This window comes from Tenuifilum sp. 4138str, from assembly GCF_041102575.1.
Taxonomy (GTDB): domain Bacteria; phylum Bacteroidota; class Bacteroidia; order Bacteroidales; family Tenuifilaceae; genus Tenuifilum; species Tenuifilum osseticum.
This window is the reverse complement of sequence record NZ_JBGCUE010000007.1, coordinates 101,583-123,337: the sequence shown is the minus strand read 5'-3', so window position 1 is coordinate 123,337 and position 21,755 is coordinate 101,583. Positions and strand designations below refer to the sequence as shown.

Here is a 21,755-nt window from a genome sequence, read left to right as displayed (position 1 = left end):
AAGTTAGAGGGAGTTAGGACTAGTGAAAAGTTAAAAGTTAAAAGAAAAATTGAGGATATGAGGGGGTTGGAGAGCTTTATGTTCGTGAACCGTGAACCGTGAACCGTGAACCGTTAAAAGTTAAAAGTCTGTTTTGTGCCGGAATGAGTCGAAATAGACGGAATAAGATGATGTTAGAAGAAGTTAGAGGTAATGTGAACAGTTAATTCTAAATATCATAGATTAACTAACTTAACCGGGCTAAAAAATCGGAACGCAGCAATATTTTAGAGAGATTCGTCAATTGAAAAATTCAATTGACGAATCTCGATTAAACGTCGGCAAGTTACCTGTAAAACTCCGATGTTTTGCGCCATTGGGGATAAATGTTTCCATTTACTAAACGGTTACCCACCTCGTAGAATAGCACCGCATCGTCAACCAAACCATCTAACCTATCGTGCTGCGGGTTATACTCGTCGGAGGGTTTATGGTAAACGTTTTGCCAGTAATCCTTAATTAGCTCAAGAGTTTTTTCTTTCCCCAACTCAGCTTGATGCGTATACCCTTTAGCAAAAATTGCAGGAACACCGGCTTTAAGAAATGGTAACTGGTCGGACCGGTAAAACATTCCATTTTCGGGATTTGGGTCAAGGGCAATGTAGCGGTCGTGTTCCTCTGCAACCACCTGTAAAAGGCTATCGAGATTCGAGTGTCCGTAACCGGTTACGGTTACATCCTTGAACTTTCCGAGGAAAAGAACCACATCGTAGTTTATGCAGGCTATAGCCTTTGTTATATCGAACGGGCAATGCTTAACAAAGTACTCCGAGCCAAACAGTCCCGACTCCTCAGCGGTAGGCGCAAGGAAGATAATTGAGCGTCTGGGCGCATCGGCCTGCTTAAATGCCTTAGCAATGGATAGCATCCATGCTATTGCGGCAGCATTATCCGATGCTCCATTGTAGATGGAATCGCCATTTAGTGGGCGCCCAACCCCAAGGTGATCCCAGTGAGCGGTATATACAATAAACTCATCGGGTTTCTCAGCCCCCTTAATGTAACCTGCGACATTCTTTGATACTGAACGCTCTACACTATTACTTAAGCTTAGAGACAATGTTGCGTTTAGGTTTATAGGTTTAAAATCCTTACTGGTAGCCTGTTTCTTTATCGCCTCGTAGCTATAGCCACAGCGACTGAATAGTTGCTCGGCGGCCTCACGGGTTATCCAGCCATTAAGAGTGCACGCCGGAGTATCGAGTTCTTTACTATCAACGTAAAGTATTGGGCTGTTGCTCTTGCTACCTGCAACCGCCCATGGGTAACCAGCAGGGCCATCCTCATGAACAATTATGCAGCCAAGCGCTCCTTGGCGTTCGGCTTCCTCAAACTTATAGCGCCAGCGTCCGTAATAGGTCATGGCATAGCCAGTAAAAAGCGATGAGTCAAGCAGGTAGTAACCGGGGTCGTTCACCAAAACCACAATAATCTTGCCCTTTACATCAATATCCCTGAAATCGTTCCAGCCATACTCTGGTGCGTTTATTCCAAAACCCAAAAATAGCAAGGGTGCTTTGGATATTTCAACCTTTGCCCGAGTGGTTGGACTCCACAGGCAGATATCGTCATCAACCTTAAGGCTAAGCTTACCGCTTGCCAGGCTTACATCAACCTGTGCGGGCAAATGAGTTGTAATGGAAACCATGGGAACATCCTGAAAATATGTATCACCAATAGCGGGCACAAGCCCTAAGTCCTTCATCCTGTTTTGAATGTACGCGGTCGCTCTTACTTCGCCCACGGTAAATGGCGCACGTCCCATCATGCTATCGGCCGAAAGCACCATTATATCGTGCTCCACATCGCCGTAGGATATGGCATTTGTGTCCAGTGTATTGCTGCTATTGCAACCTGATAGGACAGATAGAAGCAGTACCAAAGGAAATAGTTTTCGCATGGCATTAGTAGTTTTGAACAAAAGTAAAAATTAATTTATCCCTAGTCTTTTAATTTGACTAAAAAAAGAAGTAAAGTAAAAATCATAGGTTGATATTTAACCAAATGCTAACTTTAGAGTCAAAATTGTGTAACCTAACCCAAAGCACCATGAAACGAATTGTAAAACCAATCTGTCTTGCTGCAATGGCAATAATTATTGGCGGTTCGGGCTGCACCGATACCGAAAAACAAGTTAAGGAACCTCTAAAGATTGACGTATCGTTAACCCAGGAGGAAAAGGACAAGGGCCTTCTCACACCTGAGATCATGTGGAAATTCGGACGTATTGGGAGTTCGGTCATCTCGCCCGATGGCAAACTACTTGCCTACACCACAACCTACTACAACCTACAGGAGAATAAGGGAGTAACAAATATCTACCTAATTCCTACCGAGGGTGGCGAGCCAGTAAAGCTGACCGATGAGCAAGGCTCGGAATCGAATATTCAGTGGAGTGCCGATGGCCAAGCCATACGCTTCCTGTCCACCCGCAGTGGCTCCTCGCAAATTTGGGAAGTTAAAATCGATGGAACCGGCCTCAAACAGCTTACCAACTTCGATTTTGATATTAACGGCTTCGCCTTTTCGCCCGATGGCAAAAAAATAGTGTATACCAAGGATGTGAAGATGGTTGACCAGACCGAGGATATACATCCGGACATGCCAAAGGCCAAGGTACGGATAATTGATGATTTGATGTATCGCCACTGGGATTACTGGGAAGATGGCAAGTTTAGCCACCTGTTTGTTGCCGATTATACTGAAAATGGGGTAGAAAATGCCATTGATATCAACGAAGGTGAAAAGTGGGATACCCCCATGGCTACCGATTTCGACATGGATGAAGTGCAGTGGAGCCCAAGCGGCGATAAGATTGTTTACGCCTCAAAGAAACTTTATGGGAAGGACTACGCCATGAGCACCAACTCCGATATCTACCTGTACGATCTTAAAACCCGAATCACCACAAACCTAACTGATGGCAATCCCGGTTACGACCGCTACCCACGATTCTCTCCTAACGGAGTTTTCATCAGCTGGTGGAGTATGGCCACCCCTCTTTACGAATCGGATCAGAAAAGGCTTTATATTCTCAACACCAATAACAACAAGAAAACCTATCTTACCGAGGGTTTTGACCAGAATGTTGAGTACTACGTTTGGGACAACGATAGCCGAAATATTTACTTTACTAGTGGGATTAAGGGTACTGAACAGCTCTACAAGATTGATGTTGCCACATCAAAAATCACCCAGCTCACTACCGGCAAGCACGACTATACCAGTTGCCAGTTCTCCAACGGCGTACTTACTGCAAGCCGCATGAGCATGAGCATGGCCACCGAGCTTTACCGGATTGATGAGCAAACCGGCGAGGCCACTCAGCTAACCTTTACCAATAAGCATATTTACGACCATATTAAGATGGGCGAAGTTCGTGAACGCTGGGTTACCACAACCGATGGGAAAAAGATGCTTGTTTGGGTAATCCTTCCTCCCGATTTCGACTCCACAAAGAAGTATCCCGCCCTACTTTACTGCCAGGGTGGCCCGCAGAGCACCGTAAGCCAGTTCTGGAGCTATCGCTGGAACTTCCAGATTATGGCAGCCAATGGTTACGTTGTGGTGGCTCCTAACCGCCGTGGTGTTCCATCGTTTGGGCAGGAATGGAACCGCCAAATCTCTGGCGATTACAGCGGACAAAACATTAAGGATTACCTAAGCGCCATTGATGATGTTAAGAAAGAACCTTGGGTTAATGAGGATAAGCTGGGTTGTGTAGGCGCAAGCTACGGTGGTTACTCAGTGTTTTACCTTGCCGGACACCACCAGAAACGCTTTAAAGCGTTTATTGCCCACTGCGGCATGTTTAACCTGGAATCGTTCTACCCCCAAACCGAGGAACTATTCTTCCCCACCTTCGACCTTGGCGGCGCGCCATGGGAAACCGATAACAAAGTAGCACAGCGAAGCTACGCCAACTCGCCCCATAAGTTCGTTAAAAACTGGGATACTCCTATTATGATTATAGTGGGTGAGCATGATTACCGTATTCCTTACACCCAAAGCCTCGAAGCATTTGGGGCTGCGCAACTACTCGGCGTACCAAGTAAACTGCTATTCTTCCCCAACGGCACCCATTTTGTTACAAAACCACAGGAAGCCGTTGTTTGGCAACGCGAGTTTTTTGGCTGGCTCGATAAGTGGTTAAAGTAAATACTGAATCAAATCCATAATAAAACGGGAGTTCCTTAAGGGTTACTCCCGTTTTTTTTATATTTACATCATGTAAATATTTGAAATGCACCGGAACAGGAAACAAATTTATTGGTTTGTAGTAGTTCTCACGGTATTCTTTATCGTATTTTGCTCAATATCGTTAGTTAACCATTACCTATTCCGAACCTACGCTCTGGATTTGGGCATGTTTAATCAGGCCTTAAGGAATGTTGCACAACTTCAAAAACCTACATTTACTCTTGGTATAGCAGGAGAGGAAATCCCTTTCCTTGCAACGCACTTCTCTCCAATTATTTTTCTGTTTACTCCCCTATACTTTATCTTCGGAAATTATACCTTACTGATAGTGCAAATTGTTGCAATTCTTTTTGGGGGAGCTGGTATATTCCTATACTCCAAACACCGAATGAACAGCGATAACGTTACACCAATAGTATCGCTTATTCACTTTTTAAGCATGTGGGGTATTTATTCCGCACTTACGTATGATTTTCATAGCAATGTTTTAGGCGCAATGCTGGTTCCATGGCTATTCCTATTTTATGAACGAAAACAGTACAAGCATGCATTTATAGTTGTAATTCTGGCTATTTTAACCTTTGAGACCATGACCATATGGTTTGCTTTTATTATTGCCACTCTTGCCATAAGCAGCTACAACCGAAAAAAGTTAGTTCAGGTTGATATACCACTTTTTGCATTTTGTGTTCTATCGGCAATAATTATTATTTGGGTAGCCATGCCATTGCTGCAAAGCACTAGCACCAACCTGCAATTCGAAAGATACCGATGGCTTGGAGAAACGCCAATGCAAGTAGTTTTAAACCTGATTCTTTCACCTATCAATCTCTTTAAAGTTCTTTTCACTAACACAACTAGCGACGTGGCTTACGATTACATCAAGTTGGAATTTCATATTATGGTTTTGGTGTCAGGTGGAATACTTTTCCTTTTAAGACCACGCTTCCTTTTCATGCTCATCCCCATTTACATGCTAAAGATGATCCCTAATGACTACAACTTTTGGGGAATCAACAACCAGTATTCCATTGAGTTTGTTCCAATACTAAGTATAGCCGCTATTTCTACAATATCGGAGATTAAGATAAATTATCGGTTACCCTTTGCAATTGCCCTTGCAATTGTTACAGCAGCGGCCACAGCTTTTACAATGGAAAATAGAGTTTCAAAGTGGTACGATGGGATTAACACACGTTTCTATAGTAAACAACACTACCAAACCGAGTTCAACATAAAAAGAATTAATGAAGTTATCAGGATTACCGATGGTTGTAAAGCCGTATCGGCGAGTTCAAGGCTTGCACCACATCTTAATGCACGCAAAATATACTCCTATCCTTTTGTAAAGGATGCTGAATATATTTTGCTTCTACCGAAAAGCAACACATGGCCATTAAGCGCCGATGACTTTAAAAAATCGATCGATACTTTAAGCCAAAGCCAGCATTTTACTAAGGTTTATTCCGACAACGATTTACTGATATTCAAAAGAAACGAGCGTAAGGCTATTCGTTAATTTTATTAAGAACTAACGAAATTTTTTCCTCAAGGGTCAACTCACCAGGTATCCAGTTAATGGTAAACCCCTTACGTTCCATCCCCCGGAACCAGGTCATTTGCCTTTTAGCAAATTGCCGTATGGCAATGTAAAGCTTTTCAAACATTTCGTCGTAGGAATGTTTTCCAATCAGATATTCGGTAATATACTTGTATTCAAGCCCATAGTAAATAAGATCGTCGGGAGTGAGACCTGCATTCAAGAGCGCCTTCACCTCATCAATCATGCCAGCATTTAAGCGCTGAGCAAGACGCTCCCTGATACGTTTCATCTCTGCAGCACGCTGGTGTTTCACACCAAAAATTATGCTCCTAATTTGCGGGAATGGCTTAGGATCAACAGGTTGACGTTGGTAGTACTCCTCTATCTCAATCGCCCTGATTGTCCTTTTACGGGTATCCAAATCGGTGGTATTATGCAATTTTTTGTACGATGCAAGAATGGTAGCCAGCTCTTCATCTGTCTTAGCTTCCAGCTCTTGTCGGAGTTCGGGATTTTCAGGAACTGGCAATAGTTTATACCCTCGCAGCACCGCATCGATATAAAGACCACTTCCACCACAAAGTATTGGTAGGCGGTTGCGTTTTTTTATATCGTTGTATGCATCAATAAAATGCTGTTGATACTCAAAGACGTTAAACTTATAGCCCGCATCAACAATATCAATAAGATGGTAAGGGATTAACCTCCCTTCAACAATATAATCGTCCAAATCCTTTCCGGTTCCTATGGTCATACCCCTATATACCTGTCGGGAATCGGCGCTAATTATTTCGCCATTTACCCGGGCGGCCAGGTGAGCAGCGAGTTGGGTTTTACCACTTGCCGTTGGGCCAACTATGGCAACTAAATCATATTTACTATCCAACATCTACACAACAGTAGTTAAGCAGGTAAAAATAGCTAAATTTGCAAACCTAAAGGTTGTGAGCAATGGTAAAGTTACGCCACCCTAATCCGACAAGCAAGCTGAATGAGCTAAACCGTTTGGTATGGTTTGGTTTATTACTTCTAGTTTCGGGTACAGCAGCCATACTAATTGCAACCAACTTCTTTAGCCAGCCACTACTAACCGCAAAAAACTATATGCTACTTGCAATTATTGCTATTCTGCTAATACTTTACGTTTACCGGCTAGTAGGAATTACCCGTAAACCACGTAAAACCCCTGAAACACATGGAAAACAAGAATAACATAGTTATAAAAAACAAAAAGGCCACGTTTCAGTATGAGATTATTGAAACCTTCACCGCAGGAATAGTACTGAAAGGGACCGAAATAAAATCGATAAGAATGGGTAAAGCCAGCTTTGTGGACTCTTACTGCCACTTTATAGGCGAAGAGCTTTGGATTAAAGGACTCCACATAGCCGAGTATGCCTGGGGTACATACAATAACCACGACCCCAAGCAGGAGCGTAAACTACTGCTCACCCGAAAGGAACTCATTAAGCTGAAACGACGTTCGGAGGAGAAAGGGTTAACCATCATTGCCCTAAAGCTATTCATTAACCAGCGTGGGCTTGCAAAGGTTGACATTGCCCTTGCACGCGGTAAACAGTTACATGACAAGCGCGAAGACCTTAAACATAAAGATGCCCGGCGCGAAATGGACCGGGCTATGAAACGTTAAATCGCCAAACAAATGATACTATTTCAGTAAGCTTAATCCCTCCTTAGCGCTTGCGCTTGTAGGGTCGTAAAGTAATGCCTTTTGGAAAAGTATCTTGGCTTCCTTTGTTTTCCCTAACTGGTAATTAGTCCAACCCAGCATTAGCACGCTGTAATAGTCAAAGGGGTATAGATTTACTACCTTTTCAAAGTAAGTGTAAGCCTTTTTAAAATCCTTATTCTCATAGCTTATCATACCCATTCGATACAACACAAGGGTATTATTAGGGTCAATGGAAAGTATCTTGTTATACTGCTCAACTACTGAACCCCAATTACCCATTGCTGATGCGGGGAGTACAATTCCCAATCGGGGTTCAATGGCATAGGGCATAAGCTCTATAGCTTTTGAGTAGTAGCCTACCGATTCGCTAAATTGACCTTGCAGGTATGTTAACCATCCCAACCTTAAATTAACCTCATACGATTTTTCATCGTACATGGCCTTTAGGGGTTTTGCAGCATCGGCATACTTGCCTTCCTTTTCCTTAGCATAGCTTTCAGTGAATGCTACTGATAGTTTAGCAAAATCCTGAGCCGCTAAGTTTACCGACATTGTTGTCAGCACCATTAAGATTAGATTTTTGACCTTCATAGCTATTGAAATTTAATGGTTAATGTAGCATTTACTCCAAATGCATTAAGTACTAGCTTTGATGTTTTAGTATAATTCACCAAATCCCAGGAATAGTTGTTTATCTCAGAGTAATGACCACCAACCCTTAAAGAAAACTTTTTAGCAGGGATAACTATACTACCATAAAAACTTTTAGAAGGAATGATAAATGAGTTGTACAGCTCCGTGCCTAAATTACGTGAATACAAGAAAGAATTGCCAATCATCATCCCGGATTCAACCCATAAATATTTAAATACTTTGAAACCAACATCAAAATTCGACTGATAAGTACTTCCCCAGTTTTTATCAAATTGGTAAAAACCACTAACCGTTGAATACAGGTTTAAATTTGAAAAAGGCAAATAGGTGATGTAAGCCTCCGTAGCAAACTGGTTTGAATTTGCAAAGTTGCTGTAGTTGAAATTTATACCCCCTCTCAGATACCAACCTATTAATGTAAAGTTTAATCCAAATAACGATTCGGTTGATAAATTTATGGAAGAACTCCTGCGCCCATAAGTAGAAACGTTCGACACATCGGTAAAAAATACCCAGTGGGTATACCCTGAAAACTCAAAACCTTGAGTAATTAGGCTTTTGTAACTAAAATAAAATTGATTTTGTTTGTATGTATCGTAATTGCCTGAGGGATCGGAGGGTGAGTAAAAAGTAGCTACTTTTCTGGTATTTGAGTACTGGAAAAAACCGTTAGCCCTTTCTGAAAAATTGAAAGTTAACCCTGCATTTAATACGGCCAGATTTTCAATGGCCTCAAAGTTTAAGGGGTTGGTTTGATATTTTTTGACATCGTATCCTGTATATGAATAGCTTAATATTAGTTCAGGAGCCTTAGCCATGGGTACGGACTTTAAATGACTATTTTTATCATTCTCGGAAAGGGTGCGGAGAAATTGGAGTGCATTAGCCTGCCTGCCTGCCAAAAGGTAGCAATAGTACAAATATTCGTTTGTTAAAGTATCGAAAGGGTTTTGCTGTTTAGCGCGAGTAAAATTTCTATACGCATAGGCATACCTTTGATTTTCATAGGCCAAAATACCTAACCTCATCCTTAGGTAATAGTAATCATTCCCCTGATTTAAAATTTCTTTGGCAGTCCTTTTTAAATTCTTATAATCCTTGCCAAGGAAATATTGATAGTTTAACCTATCAAGCGATGCAAAATCGGTTTGTGCACCTAGCCTGTAGGTTAACACCAAAACTGAGGCAATAACAATTATAGTTCGCATTTCGCAAGGGTGTTATTTTGTTCCTGAATAATTTCTACTTTACCGTTTGCACGAATTTCTAAATCAAATCGTTCTGTTAGAACAGTTCTATTTAGAAATCTGCCCTCAACGGTGGTTTCGAACCTAAAACCTTCGATGTCAAATTCGCTTCCAATTCTTGTAACCTTTACCCTGTATTCAGCTTGCAATAATTGAATGAATGGCGCAATAAAATCATGGAGGTAAAGAGCTATTCCACCAAACCATTTATTTGCGGGTATTGAATCAGCTACCTTTATCCCTTCAAAATAGGTTAAGGGTATCCTATATGCAGCAAGGTAAAATTTGTATAACAGTGATTTTTTACTTCCCTCAAAATGGGTAAAGTAGAAATACACATCATCAAGCTCAAAGAATGCTTTAGAATTTGTTTTGTTGCACTTTATAAATAGCTTATTTAAATAGGTAATACCCACTTCCCAAGTAAAATTTTCAGTAATATTTTCATGTTGAACTTCCCAACTAATCAACTTGCCAGGTTTAAAGTTTAGCATGGAATTAAGCAATGGATCAGATTCAATATTGCAAACATTTTGGTCAGTAGCGGGATAATCGAATGTTTTGAGTTCAGTATCATTAACAATGTATGATGATAATGGGTATTTAATGGTTTTTGAGCCAATGTACTCGGTTGCCTGAATCTGAAAATGGAGGTGGGGGTAAGCTGAACGCCCTGAATTGCCAACCTCGCCTACTTTTGTTCCAAACTTTACTTTATCGCCAACCTTAACGGTAATTGATCCCTTTCTGAGGTGCGAAAGTTTGGAATACAAACCAGCTGCATGCTTAATTATTACGGTATTCCCCCAATTCTTATTAATATTTATTTCACCTACAGGATTATCATCAACACCGTCGTCAACCTCAACCACTTCGCCATCGGCAGGAGCAATTACATTTTTCCCGTAACAGTAATAATCGGTTTGTAAATGACCATCACTTTTAAACTGTTTACCATCGGAGTCTAAAACAATGAAATCCCATGCATGCGCCCACTCCCCTTTGTGAGTATAATTGCCATGATGACCTTGATTTACGGTCCAAACTCCGTAAAAGGGTAACCTAATCCTAATCCACCCATAGTTAGGAAAACGTTTAGCAAACGATTGATAGGAGTAAAGATTTAGTTCGGGTTTCCCTTCCTGCACCATCACCTCCCTTAACCCAGAAACCGACATCCTAAAACGCATGGAGTAAATAAACATAAGTACAACAATATTAAAGGGTAGCGAAAGGATTGGCAAGCCAAGCGTTTTAAAAATAATTGCTAGCCCAATAGTTACCATTGCAATTACAGGTGTAATGGCCACAGCCCACCAGTAGGAAGCCGTTGAGGGTATATAGTAATACCCACCAATGGCAATTGCGCTAAGAATAAAATTAAACCCAATATAGCTATACCCCAACGTAGTCAAATCTAGACCAAAAGTTAAATAGGCAATATAAGCCACGCTATACCCAATAACCGATAACGAAAATGCAATTCGTGAGTATGCCATCAATATCAATGCTACCAAAACCCCGGCTAGCACATTAAACTGAAAGAATATTGAGCCCAACGATATAAAATAACCATTAATAAAATTGGATTTTACATGGTTAAGCCACCAGTCGTGAATGTCAATAAAATTAAAACCTCCAACATCAAAAATTCTATTGAGTAGGTAGACACTACTCTGATTTATTTCGGTTGACGTCAGCTGCCAGGTAGCACTTAGCACTAGCCACATGCTTAACACAAATGGAAGCGATAGGTAAGGTAAGTAGTACTTTCCTAAAACTCCCTGTAGTGTAATATTAACAAGTAATGTAAAAAATCCGGCAATGGCAGCCAAAAGCAGAAGTGTAATGCTAATATCATAGTAAAATCCTAACCCAAATCCAACCAGTAAAGCATTAAAACCATATAAACCCTTAGCGGTTGTTTCCCTATCAAGTTTTATCAGATAAGATGTAAGTGTGGCTACTAATGCTGAAACCAACCCAGCAATCCCAATCGAAAAATCGATAAACGTTATGAGTAACAAAAAAATGGCTAAAGAGTATTCGCTTGAAAAAAAGATTTGCGAGTAACTCCTGATTAGTCCCTTAATGATTGTATTTAATCCATTTATCGCTCTCATAAACAAGTATGCTGATGGTTTACTTTAGGTGATCTGGAATATTCTCATTTGAAACAATGCTATCAATGCTCTCAGCTTTACGAATAATATGTGTTTTTCGGTTAGTATCAATTAGTATAACGTTAGGTCTGGTGGTAATAAACTGTAACCACTGCGTGTTATTGTAAGCACCCGTTCGGGATATCAAAAAGTGCTCACCTGTTTTCAAGGGAGGAAACATAATTGATGGACGTAATACGTCAATATTCATACAGAGAGGGCCATATATTACGGTTTCCTCAACTAAGCCCGAATGAGACTGTGTAGGATTTATCTTGTGGTCGTACCAAAACGATGTAAAAAGTAAGTTAACACCAACATCTACAATTAAGGCCCTGCGTCCATCGGTAAGCCGTTTATTTGCTATAACTGTACCTGCTATACTTCCGGCATCGTCAATTAATGCTCTCCCTGTTTCAAGAATTACAGTGGGTAATTTATCGGGTTTAATTTGTGAGTTGATAATTGCTGAGGTTATGGCATCAGCATACTCATCGAACGAGGGGGTTGTATCTTCACCGGAAAGGTATGCACCTCGCAGGGTGTTACGCGATGCAAAACCACCACCCATATCGATATATGCTATGTAATGGTTAAACTTTTGCGCAATACTGGCCGCTAGTTCCGACAGCTTTGCAGCAGCAATGCGGTATGCATCGGTTGTCATTATATATGTTCCGATATGGGTGTGCAAACCCATTAACTTAAGCTGTGGATTTGCCATTATTCTGTTAATTGCGTCCCAAGCCTCGCCATTTTCAAAGTTAAACCCAAACCTATCCCATTTGGGGTAAATACCTACATCCATGTTGACCCTAATAGCAACCCGGGCATTAACACTATTGGCTTGACATACCTTTGCAAGAAGGAAAAGCTCATCGAAATGATCAATGTGAATGTAAGCACCCTCCTTGGCTGCCCTTAAAAGTTCGGCCTCTGTTTTTCCGGGGCCGTTAAAAATAATATGTTCACCGGGAATGCCATTAAGTCGAGCCTTTTCGTATTCAAATCCCGAAACCACTTCGGCCCATGATCCTTCCTGATGAAAAATCCTGCAAATGGCATCCAGGTAGTTAGTTTTATAGCTCCAAGCAACTTGCACTTTGGGGTAACGCACGCTAAATGCGCGTTTTAAATCATTAACATTTTTGCGAATTACTGATTCCGAAAAGATATAAAGTGGGGAGCCATACTTTTCAATTAGTTCGTCAACTTTTAAACCATCAATAAATTGCACAGGTGCTACTGCAATGCCTACGCCATGCTTTGAGGGAATTCCGGGCGTTAGCTTTGTGATGGTTGGACGTTCAAAATTTTTCTTTTCCATTGGTTTAACCTTTTAGTATTTTACAATTCTCCACTGGTTACCAGCTTTGAAAACATGTCAATATCTACTATCATATCCCATGAGTAACGGATAAACATTTTCCCAATTTCGTAAGATGTGTAGGGCTTAACATCCATTCCCATGGCAAGTTTTACTAATGCTTCGGGTAAATTTTGTCCGGCTCCAACAGCAAGGTAAACCCAAGCCGGAATTCGAGGATTTATTTCAAGGATATATAGCTTGTTATCGGCTGTACGAATAAGCTCCAGCTCCATGCCACCCCTCCACTTTGTTTGTGAAATGATTTTATGAGTTAGCTCAAGCATTGAATCGTCCGAGATGGTTACCCCTCCCCAGGCTTTGCCTTTGTCTGTAATATACTGCTTACGCATGGCAACTGCTGAAATCACCTGCCCATTCCCATCGCCAAGGGTAATTACGTTCACTTCGGTTCCTTCAACAAATTCCTGCACAATTACAGGATACCCCCACTTAGCTGACACCTTTGAAAAATAGGCTTGAGCCTGTTCCTGAGAGTATGCCTTGTAGGCATCATAATATTTTCCCTTTACCATTACCGGGTAAGTGTATGAACGTAAAACATTTGCAAGGTCATTCATACTGTAAGCCTCTTCGCTTTTTGGAACATTTACGCCATACTTTTTACCGTACTCTGGCAAGCTTGATTTATGCCGCTCCTCAAACTGCTCCAGGGTAGGAAGAAATGTTTTAATACCAAGCTGATTAATTTGATTTTCAAGCTTAATAAACGAGAAAAGTTCGGCATCAAAGTTGGGAATTATCAGATCGATGTTTTCTTTAGCATTGATTTCCTTGATTCTTTCAAATAAAGCCTCTTTTCCTTTCGAGGGGTATGGAATCATGTAGGTTTTATCTACCCATTCCTTCATGTAGATTCCGGGTTCTAGATGATCGTATGCCAACCCAACTATTCTGGCATCAAAGTCAGTTGACTCTTTTATGCCTCTAATTACAGGCATACCAGGCCCCGGACTATCAATATTATTTAGGCCGGTAATGGCTATTGTTATTCTTTTACGTTCCATAGCCCTACTCCTCAAGTAGTAAATTATTCCGCTTTAAATCGCTAATAAAATCCTGTAAATACCTTTCCAGGACTAACTCGTCAACTTCATACTCTGAAAGCAACTTATCCTTAATTTCATCTTGCGATTTTCCGGATTTTAGCATTGTTAAAATTTGAAAGCCAGAATCGTTAAGTGTGAATGTGTCTCCTGTAATTGGGTTGAATATAAACCCGTTCTCGCTTATAGCTATGCTTTGATTTACTTTCATGGCTAGGAGTTTTATGTTAAGTTACTATCTTTTTCATTTGTTACAACCCTTTTTAAAAATACCCTACTTTAATTAATATTTTTCAATTTGGCTTTAATACACTATTTTTGAATGTCTTAAAATATTCCAACGCATTGAAGTTATGAAGTTGTTGAAAATTATAGCCTTACTCCCATTTTTCTTTTCATCAGTTTCATCGTGGTGTCAGGTAGATAGCATCGGAGTAAAAAGCGGAGGTATGCAGAGAGCTATGGCTGACTCATTACTAAATGCAAAAAGTTACGCTAAGGCAATCCCTAAATACAAGGAACTACTTGACCAATTTCCCCGCGATCCTGAAATAAAGTATGCATTGGGTGTATGTTACCTTAAAGGGACAAGAGATGTAGAGATGGCGCTGAAATACCTGAAGGATGCATCAACTTCCGATCTCAATACAATGGTTTACTTTTATCTTGCCGAAGCCTTGCGACAGTCGTACCAGTTTAACGAAGCCATTGACTACTACCGCCGATTTGTTGTAAGTGGAGGATCGCCCGACATTAAACTCGATGAAGTTGAAAAACTTGTAACTGTATGTGAGAACGGCTCTTTCCTTACCCGTTACGTTTATAGCCCAACTGTTTTCGACCGAAAACAGGCTAGCCCCAGTAACTTTCTGAACTACTACTCATCGCTATTGCCCGAAGGTTCTTTTACTCCAGTCCCCGAAAACCTTCGCACTGCCACCGACAAGCAAATGGGTTACACCACTGTAATGTTTTACCCCAAGAATATTAAACCCGGCGATTACCTTTACTACTCCAGCTATGGCAAGTCTACATCGTGGGGTACCGATATTTTCCGCATTCAACTACTTGATAACGGGAAGTGGAGCAAGCCCGAGAATTTAGGCGATATTATCAATTCCTCGTTGAACGAGGAGTACCCATTTATTATGCCCGATGGCGTTACCCTTTACTTTGCATCGAAGGGACATTACGGAATGGGTGGCTACGATATTTACAAATCGGTTTATAACCCCGATAAAAAGCAGTGGAGTACCCCTGAGAATTTAGGCTTTCCGGTAAACTCAACGTACGATGATTTTTTATTCCTAACTGGTAACAACGACACACTTGCATGCTTTACCTCGAACCGACTAAGCATGCCCGATACATTAAATGTTTTCCTTATCCGAAACGACATCAACCCTACCCGACGCACTCCAAACAGCTACAAGGAATTGCTCTCAATAGCAAGGCTTAATCCTCTTGAGTCAAAACCTAGTGTCTCACCTAAAGCACCCAGTTCAAAAGTTGAAGCCGATAAACCTAAGGCTGAAGCCGCTGAGAATAAAAAGCCGGCAAAGTTCAACTCCGTAGAAAACGACCCCGAGTATAGTCGTGTTTTAGCCAAAGGCTTTGCTGCACAAAAACTTGCCGATTCGCTTAAAATTAAGTTAGAGGACTTGCGAGGCCGTTTCGATTATGTAACTACAGCCGAGCAGCGAGTTAGGCTTGAAAAGCAGGTAACCAAGGTTGAGGATGATATGCTTGCCGCCCAAAAGGAAGCCGATTTGCTTTTTGCCCGTGCCAGCCAAATTGAACAGGAATACCTTACCGGGAAGCGCAAACCAAAGGACGAAAGCAACACCTCGTTTGTTGCCGATAACCCCGATTTTATCTATCAGGCACAGTTTGCCTCAACCGTTTTCCGCACCGACGAAATCAATAAACTTGCCGAAGCCGAAAAGTTAACACCACAGCTTACCCGTTTCAGAAATTCAGCCCTTGAGAGGAGGGAGGCCTACAATAGATGCCTCTCAGCTAATGACAACAATAACAATGCTTGCGCAGCTGAATATAATCAGCTGGTTGCAGCCATGAAACAATACTCCGACCATTTTAAAAAGTATTGGGATAAAAAATATCAAATTTACTCCGATTGCATTGAAGTGGCCCGTGTAAAAAGCGGTAACCGCGATACCGAAGTTCGAAAGCTAACCACCGATGCCCAAAACAACTTTAGGGCCGCAGTGGCCATTCTTAACAACCTCGATTCAACCGGCCAGGTTGAAAGCGTTTTTGAAGCCTCACTCTTAAGGAACTTAGGGTTAATGCAGCTTGACCTTGCCTTTGCAAAAATTTGGCGATTACGCCTCATGGAACAACAGCTGCTAAGCAATGTCATTAAGCTTGAAAGAAATATTTTTGGCCAATCAAGCCTAAACCTAGCTCAGGAGGAACCCAAACCTACCAAAACCGTGGAAGAGGTTGCAGTAGACATCCCTAAGCTAAAAAGTGAACCGGCCATTAAACAGGCCACACCAATCATTGCCATAATTGACGAAATACCCGCTGACTTTGGCGTTACCGATAAACCCTACTATTCCGACGAAAAGCCAATACCCATTGATGAACCACTTCCCAGTGGGGTAATCTATCGTATTCAGATTGGCGCTTTCAGCACCCCACAAAAACCTTCATTCTTTAAGGGTATGGTTCCTGTTTACGGATATAAAACCGGAAACATCATTCGCTACTACATTGGTAACCTTACCCGCTACTCCGATGCGGAAAAGGTGCTTGCTACAGTTAAGCAAAAGGGCTTCAAAGATGCTTTTATCGTGGCCTGGCTCAACGGGACACGTATTACAACCCAACGCGCTCAGCAACTTGAGGACGCAGTACAGCAGATTCAACCGTCAAAGACTGACAACCGCTTGTACATAGTAGAAGTAGGACGATACAAAACCCCTTTAACCGACTCGGAAATCAATACTGTTCGAAACCTCTCGCAGGGAAAGGAGCTATCCCGTAAGGTTGATTCCAATGGCGATCACATTTACATCATTGGAAATTTTAACAGTATCGATGAGGCCAACCGCGTAAAGGAAAATCTGATTGCAAGCGGAATGCTCAAGGCGGTTGTTATTGATATTACACCATAAAATAGCTATATTAGCCTATTAAATGTTTACGTGATATGGCAGTTAAGGAAAAGGTTCAAGGTAAAGGAAAACTTCTGCCTTCGGCAGAACTTGAGTACATTTTAATCCTTCACAACGACGATGTTAACACCTTTGATTTTGTAATTGATACGTTGGTTGAGGTTTGTAACCACGATCCTCATCAGGCAGAGCAATGCGCCCTTATTACCCATTTCAAAGGTAAGTGCGATATTAAGCATGGTGAATTTGAAATGCTTGAGGGTATGATGAACGAGTTGCATCGCCGAGGGCTTAGCGCTACCATTGCATCAAACTAATAGCTAAACTATGTTCTGGATTATTGCACTTATCGTTTTAGGTCTGTTTTTGCTGGTGGTGGAATTCTTTATGATTCCCGGTGTTACAGTTGCGGGCATTGGTGGTTTTTTAATCATTATATACGCTGTTTACTCTGCCTACGCCGACCATGGAACCACAGCAGGACATTTAACGCTCCTTTTTACAGCAATTGCATCAATTGCAACTCTTGTTTTTTCGCTAAGGGCTAGAACCTGGAAACGTGTTTCGCTCGAAACTAGCATCAGCTCAAAAGCTGTTGATGATCTAGAGAACGAAATACAGGTGGGCGATGAAGGGGTTACAATCAGCCGTCTTGCGCCAATGGGCAAAGCCTCCATTAAGGGTAAAACCGTCGAGGCCTCAACCATAGGTGAACTTATTAACCCAAACACACCCATTGTTGTAGTACATGTTGAAACCAATAAAATTATTGTCAAACCTAAATAACTCTAAACTATGAATGAAGTTGGTGCACTACTTCTGATTATTGCCCTGAGCGTTGTAGGCTTATGGATAATCTTTTACTTTGTACCTCTTGGACTTTGGTTCCAAGCGCTGGTATCAGGAGTTAGGATATCGCTCCTGCAACTTATTTTTATGCGTTGGCGTAAGGTTCCGCCACGAGTAATAGTTCAGGCCATGATTGAAGGGACAAAGGCAGGACTTACCCTTAACCGTAACGAGTTGGAGGCTCACTTCCTGGCTGGTGGTCGGGTTTCCAAAGTTGTTCATGCCTTAGTATCGGCACAAAAGGCCAATATCCCACTCGATTTTAAAATGGCCACTGCCATTGACCTTGCCGGCCGCGATGTATTTGAAGCTGTTCAGATGTCGGTAAACCCAAAAGTGATTAACACACCCCCAGTAACCGCCGTTGCAAAGGATGGTATTCAGCTCATTACCAAAGCCCGTGTTACCGTGAGGGCAAACATCAAGCAGCTGGTTGGTGGAGCTGGTGAGGAAACCGTTTTGGCCCGTGTTGGCGAGGGTATTGTTACCGCCATAGGTTCATCGCTTAGCCACAAGGAAGTGCTTGAAAACCCCGATAAAATATCCAAAACCGTTCTCGATAAGGGGTTAGATGCAGGAACCGCTTTCGAAATCCTTTCGATTGATATTGCCGATATTGATATAGGCCGTAACATTGGAGCCGTACTGCAAATGGATCAAGCTAACGCCGATAAAAATATTGCACAGGCTAAGGCCGAGGAGCGTAGGGCAATGGCAGTGGCCCTTGAGCAAGAAATGAAAGCCAAAGCCCAGGAAGCCCGTGCAAAGGTAATTGAAGCTGAAGCTGAGATTCCTAAAGCTATTGCCGAGGCATTCCGTAGCGGTAACCTTGGTGTGATGGACTACTATCGAATTAAGAATATTGAGGCCGACACCAACATGCGCGATAACATTGCCAAATCGGGCAACGAGCCTAAAAAGAAATAACTATAAGTAAACTGATAATCAATAGAAGAGAGGGAGCAATCCCTCTTTTTTTTGTAATTATTTTGCACATAAAATAAGATTTTATACTTTTGCGTTGCTTTTAGCGGAAGTAAGACTGATTAAGCAAGCCCGGAGAGGTGGGTGAGTGGCTTAAACCAACGGTTTGCTAAACCGTCGTACTCCGCAAGGGGTACCGGGGGTTCGAATCCCCCCCTCTCCGCTGAAAGTTTAACGTTCGGGGTGTGGCGCAGTTGGTTAGCGCACCTGCTTTGGGAGCAGGGGGTCGTGCGTTCGAGTCGCACCACCCCGACTGGTGACAAGGAAGCAAACCGCTTCCTTTTTTCATTTTTCCCATGCTGGTTAGCGCATCCCGCCTGTGGGCGGGAGGGTCGTGCGTTCGAGTCGCACCACCCCGACCAAGATAAAGAAGGAGGCAGTCTAGCCTCCTTTTTCTTTTGTGAGTTCTTCTCCCTCATTCATTTTAGCCAAATTCAAGTATTTCAGTTCCCTTAAGTTTTATCTTTTGCCTCTCTCTTCTACCAACAACTATCAACCATCAACCAACAACTAATCAATCAGTTGGTTAGCGCATCCCGCCTGTGGGCGGGAGGGTCGACCGTTCAACTCGCACCACCCCGACCAAGATAAAGAAGGAGGCAGTCATGCCTCCTTTTTCTTTTGTGAGTTCTTCTCCCTCATTCATTTTAGCCAAATTCAAGTATTTCAGTTCCCTTAAGTTTTATCTTTTGCCTCTCTCTTCAACCAACAACTATCAACCATCAACCAACAACTAATCAATCAGTTGGTTAGCGCATCCCGCCTGTAGGCGGGAGGGTCGACCGTTCAACTCGCACCACCCCGACTGGCGACAAGGAAGCAAACCGCTTCCTTTTTTCATTTTTCCCATGCTGGTTTGCGCATCCCGCCTGTGGGCGGGAGGGTCGACCGTTCAACTCGCACCACCCCGACTGGTGACAAGGAAGCAAACCGCTTCCTTTTTTCATTTTTCCCATGCTGGTTTGCGCACTGTGCGTTCGAACCGAGCGTCACACATGTGACGCGAGCTCGTGAGCGAAGCGAACAATCCACCACCCCGACTGGCGACAAGGAAGCAAACCGCTTCCTTTTTTCATTTTTCCCATGTTGGTTAGCGCATCCCGCCTGTGGGCGGGAGGGTCGACCGTTCAACTCGCACCACCCCGACTGGTGACAAGGAAGCAAACCGCTTCCTTTTTTCATTTTCCCCATGTTGGTTAGCGCATCCCGCCTGTGGGCGGGAGGGTCGACCAATTTCGTTATTCGTGATTCGTTGCTCGTTGTTCGGGAGTATTGGAACACTGATGACGCTTATTAAGCAGGTTTAGGCTGAATATTACTCATTATTGGCTACTTTTAATTGATAGTTCAATATATCATCAATCTATGTCGACTAGATAATAAAACAGGCTTTCTTTTTGTCATCCTGAGCGAAGCGAAGGATATATTGAATAGTGTGCAGTGTATAGTGTGCAGTGTACAGGGAAGATGGAGAGTAGTGTTTGGTTTTTAGTGTTTCATGAAATGCTTTTTTTCACTATCAACTATCAACTCTTCTTGTCATCCTGAACGCAGCGAAGGATCTCTAATCGACCCTAATGAGATGTTTCGCTAGTGCTAAACATGACAATAGCTCCACGAACAACGAACAACGCCCCCAGCCCCGTAGGGGCTAAACATTTGTAACACCATGGCTAACCCTACGTTTATTGCGATGCACGCAATACTTTTTCCAAAGAGCAATACTGAAACGTTGCATCGCAATGGGAAAGCATGGCAAAGAGCGACATATCCGTTCTTTCTTGTCTTGATACTAGAAAGAACCAAATAAAATAAAGGCTGAAAAGCTCGACTCATTGTAGGGGGTCTGGCTTTTATGCCAATACAAGTTTCTTCCGCTCTATTGCCTCTCAGGGATAAGGTCTGGGATGAAGCAGTTTCTCACGAACAACCTAGATGACCCCTCTAAATCTCCCCTGAGAGGGGAGACTTTAGCCCTGCAATAAGGTCTCCTAATTGCATACCCCTCTCCTGTCAGGAGAGGGGAGGGGGTGAGGTCGTTTTTCACGAACAACGAACACCGCTTCCAGCCCCGTAGGGGCTAAACATTTGTAACACCATGGCTAACCCTACGTTTATTGCGATGCACGCAATACTTTTTCCAAAGAGCAATACTGAAACGTTGCATCGCAATGGGAAAGCATGGCAAAGAGCGACATATCCGTTCTTTCTTGTCTTGATACTAGAAAGAACCAAATAAAATAAAGGCTGAAAAGCTCGACTCATTGTAGGGGGTCTGGCTTTTATGCCAATACAAGTTTCTTCCGCTCTATTGTCTCTCAGGGATAAGGTCTGGGATGAAGCAGTTTCTCACGAACAACCTAGATGACCCCTCTAAATCTCCCCTGAGAGGGGAGACTTTAGCCCTGCAATAAGGTCTCCTAATTGCATACCCCTCTCCTGTCAGGAGAGGGGAGGGGGTGAGGTCGTTTTTCACGAACAACGAACACCGCTTCCAGCCCCGTAGGGGCTAAACATTTGTAACACCATGGCTAACCCTACGTTTATTGCGATGCACGCAATACTTTTTCCAAAGAGCAACACTAAATCTTTGCATCGCAACGGGAACGCATGCCAAAGAGCGATATATCCGTTCTTTCTTGTCTTGATACAAGAAAGAACCAAATAAAATAAAGACTGAAAAGCCCGACTCGTTGTAGGGGGTCTGGCTTTTATGCCAATGCTTAAGTTATTCCTTGTTGGTTGAGGAATATCAATAAAAGGAATGAAAGTAAAATGAGATGCTTCGGCTGGGCTCAGCATGACAAA

Annotated in this window: 16 protein-coding genes and 2 tRNA genes; 10 read left to right on the top strand and 8 right to left on the bottom strand. The window is 42.4% G+C overall.

All coding sequences use genetic code 11. The features are described from left to right. Nucleotides 1-325: 325 nt before the first annotated feature. Nucleotides 326-1,939: a M28 family peptidase gene (locus AB6811_RS08385; protein ID WP_369490003.1), complete on the bottom strand. Its 1,614-nt coding sequence runs from the start codon at nucleotides 1,937-1,939 to the stop codon at nucleotides 326-328. Nucleotides 1,940-2,088: 149 nt separating this feature from the next. Here AB6811_RS08385 and dpp5 point away from each other — a divergent pair, with 149 nt between their 5' ends. Then, a complete protein-coding gene (gene dpp5 / locus AB6811_RS08380) occupies nucleotides 2,089-4,197 on the top strand; it encodes a dipeptidyl-peptidase Dpp5 (protein WP_369490002.1) in 2,109 nt (702 codons plus the stop codon). Between the two features lie 85 nt (nucleotides 4,198-4,282). Beyond that, complete coding sequence (locus tag AB6811_RS08375) at nucleotides 4,283-5,758, top strand: DUF2079 domain-containing protein (RefSeq protein WP_369490001.1); 1,476 nt, start codon at nucleotides 4,283-4,285, stop codon at nucleotides 5,756-5,758. Here AB6811_RS08375 and miaA read toward each other — a convergent pair. Then, nucleotides 5,748-6,671, bottom strand: coding sequence for a tRNA (adenosine(37)-N6)-dimethylallyltransferase MiaA (miaA, locus tag AB6811_RS08370; protein ID WP_369490000.1), 924 nt, complete (start codon nucleotides 6,669-6,671; stop codon nucleotides 5,748-5,750). The genes AB6811_RS08375 and miaA overlap by 11 nt on opposite strands. A gap of 62 nt (nucleotides 6,672-6,733) precedes the next feature. On the opposite strand from miaA, the gene AB6811_RS08365 reads away from it, so the two are divergent. Together AB6811_RS08365 and smpB are read left to right on the top strand one after the other, a co-directional pair. After that, a complete protein-coding gene (locus tag AB6811_RS08365; protein ID WP_369489999.1) occupies nucleotides 6,734-6,994 on the top strand; it encodes a hypothetical protein in 261 nt (86 codons plus the stop codon). Next, nucleotides 6,978-7,433 carry an SsrA-binding protein SmpB gene (gene smpB, locus AB6811_RS08360; RefSeq protein WP_369489998.1) on the top strand — a complete coding sequence of 152 codons (456 nt, stop codon included), beginning with the start codon at nucleotides 6,978-6,980 and terminating at the stop codon, nucleotides 7,431-7,433. The genes AB6811_RS08365 and smpB overlap by 17 nt, the downstream gene beginning before the upstream one ends. An 18-nt stretch (nucleotides 7,434-7,451) precedes the next feature. Here the strand turns inward: smpB and AB6811_RS08355 are convergent, their stop codons facing one another. The 6 genes from AB6811_RS08355 to AB6811_RS08330 are packed head-to-tail and all read right to left on the bottom strand — an operon-like array spanning nucleotide 7,452 to nucleotide 14,182. After that, nucleotides 7,452-8,042: a tetratricopeptide repeat protein gene (locus AB6811_RS08355; RefSeq protein WP_369489997.1), complete on the bottom strand. Its 591-nt coding sequence runs from the start codon at nucleotides 8,040-8,042 to the stop codon at nucleotides 7,452-7,454. 26 nt (nucleotides 8,043-8,068) lie between these two features. Continuing rightward, nucleotides 8,069-9,337 carry a tetratricopeptide repeat protein gene (locus tag AB6811_RS08350; protein WP_369489996.1) on the bottom strand — a complete coding sequence of 423 codons (1,269 nt, stop codon included), beginning with the start codon at nucleotides 9,335-9,337 and terminating at the stop codon, nucleotides 8,069-8,071. Next, entirely contained in the window at nucleotides 9,325-11,499 is a 2,175-nt protein-coding gene (locus AB6811_RS08345) for an urea transporter (protein WP_369489995.1), read from the bottom strand. Before AB6811_RS08345 ends, AB6811_RS08350 begins: the two co-directional genes overlap by 13 nt. Before the next feature lie 19 nt (nucleotides 11,500-11,518). Next, nucleotides 11,519-12,865, bottom strand: coding sequence for an alanine racemase (locus AB6811_RS08340; RefSeq protein ID WP_369489994.1), 1,347 nt, complete (start codon nucleotides 12,863-12,865; stop codon nucleotides 11,519-11,521). Nucleotides 12,866-12,885: 20 nt separating this feature from the next. Further along, complete coding sequence (locus AB6811_RS08335; RefSeq protein WP_369489993.1) at nucleotides 12,886-13,932, bottom strand: ATP-grasp domain-containing protein; 1,047 nt, start codon at nucleotides 13,930-13,932, stop codon at nucleotides 12,886-12,888. A 4-nt stretch (nucleotides 13,933-13,936) separates the two neighbouring features. Beyond that, the gene (locus tag AB6811_RS08330; RefSeq protein ID WP_369489992.1) at nucleotides 13,937-14,182 is read right to left on the bottom strand and encodes an HPr-rel-A system PqqD family peptide chaperone; all 246 of its coding nucleotides are present in this window, start codon (nucleotides 14,180-14,182) and stop codon (nucleotides 13,937-13,939) included. 142 nt (nucleotides 14,183-14,324) lie between these two features. Here AB6811_RS08330 and AB6811_RS08325 point away from each other — a divergent pair, with 142 nt between their 5' ends. From AB6811_RS08325 to AB6811_RS08300, 6 genes are all read left to right on the top strand, one after another. Further along, entirely contained in the window at nucleotides 14,325-17,114 is a 2,790-nt protein-coding gene (locus AB6811_RS08325; protein ID WP_369489991.1) for a tetratricopeptide repeat protein, read from the top strand. Nucleotides 17,115-17,149: 35 nt separating this feature from the next. Continuing rightward, nucleotides 17,150-17,431, top strand: coding sequence for an ATP-dependent Clp protease adaptor ClpS (locus tag AB6811_RS08320; RefSeq protein ID WP_369489990.1), 282 nt, complete (start codon nucleotides 17,150-17,152; stop codon nucleotides 17,429-17,431). 10 nt (nucleotides 17,432-17,441) lie between these two features. Further along, nucleotides 17,442-17,900 (top strand): NfeD family protein, encoded by a 459-nt coding sequence (locus AB6811_RS08315; RefSeq protein WP_369489989.1) that lies wholly within the window; start codon nucleotides 17,442-17,444, stop codon nucleotides 17,898-17,900. A 9-nt stretch (nucleotides 17,901-17,909) separates the two neighbouring features. After that, the gene (floA, locus tag AB6811_RS08310; RefSeq protein ID WP_369489988.1) at nucleotides 17,910-18,890 is read left to right on the top strand and encodes a flotillin-like protein FloA; all 981 of its coding nucleotides are present in this window, start codon (nucleotides 17,910-17,912) and stop codon (nucleotides 18,888-18,890) included. 131 nt (nucleotides 18,891-19,021) lie between these two features. After that, nucleotides 19,022-19,110, top strand: a tRNA-Ser gene (locus AB6811_RS08305). 16 nt (nucleotides 19,111-19,126) lie between these two features. Next, nucleotides 19,127-19,200: transfer RNA gene (locus AB6811_RS08300), tRNA-Pro, on the top strand. Nucleotides 19,201-21,755 lie beyond the last annotated feature (2,555 nt).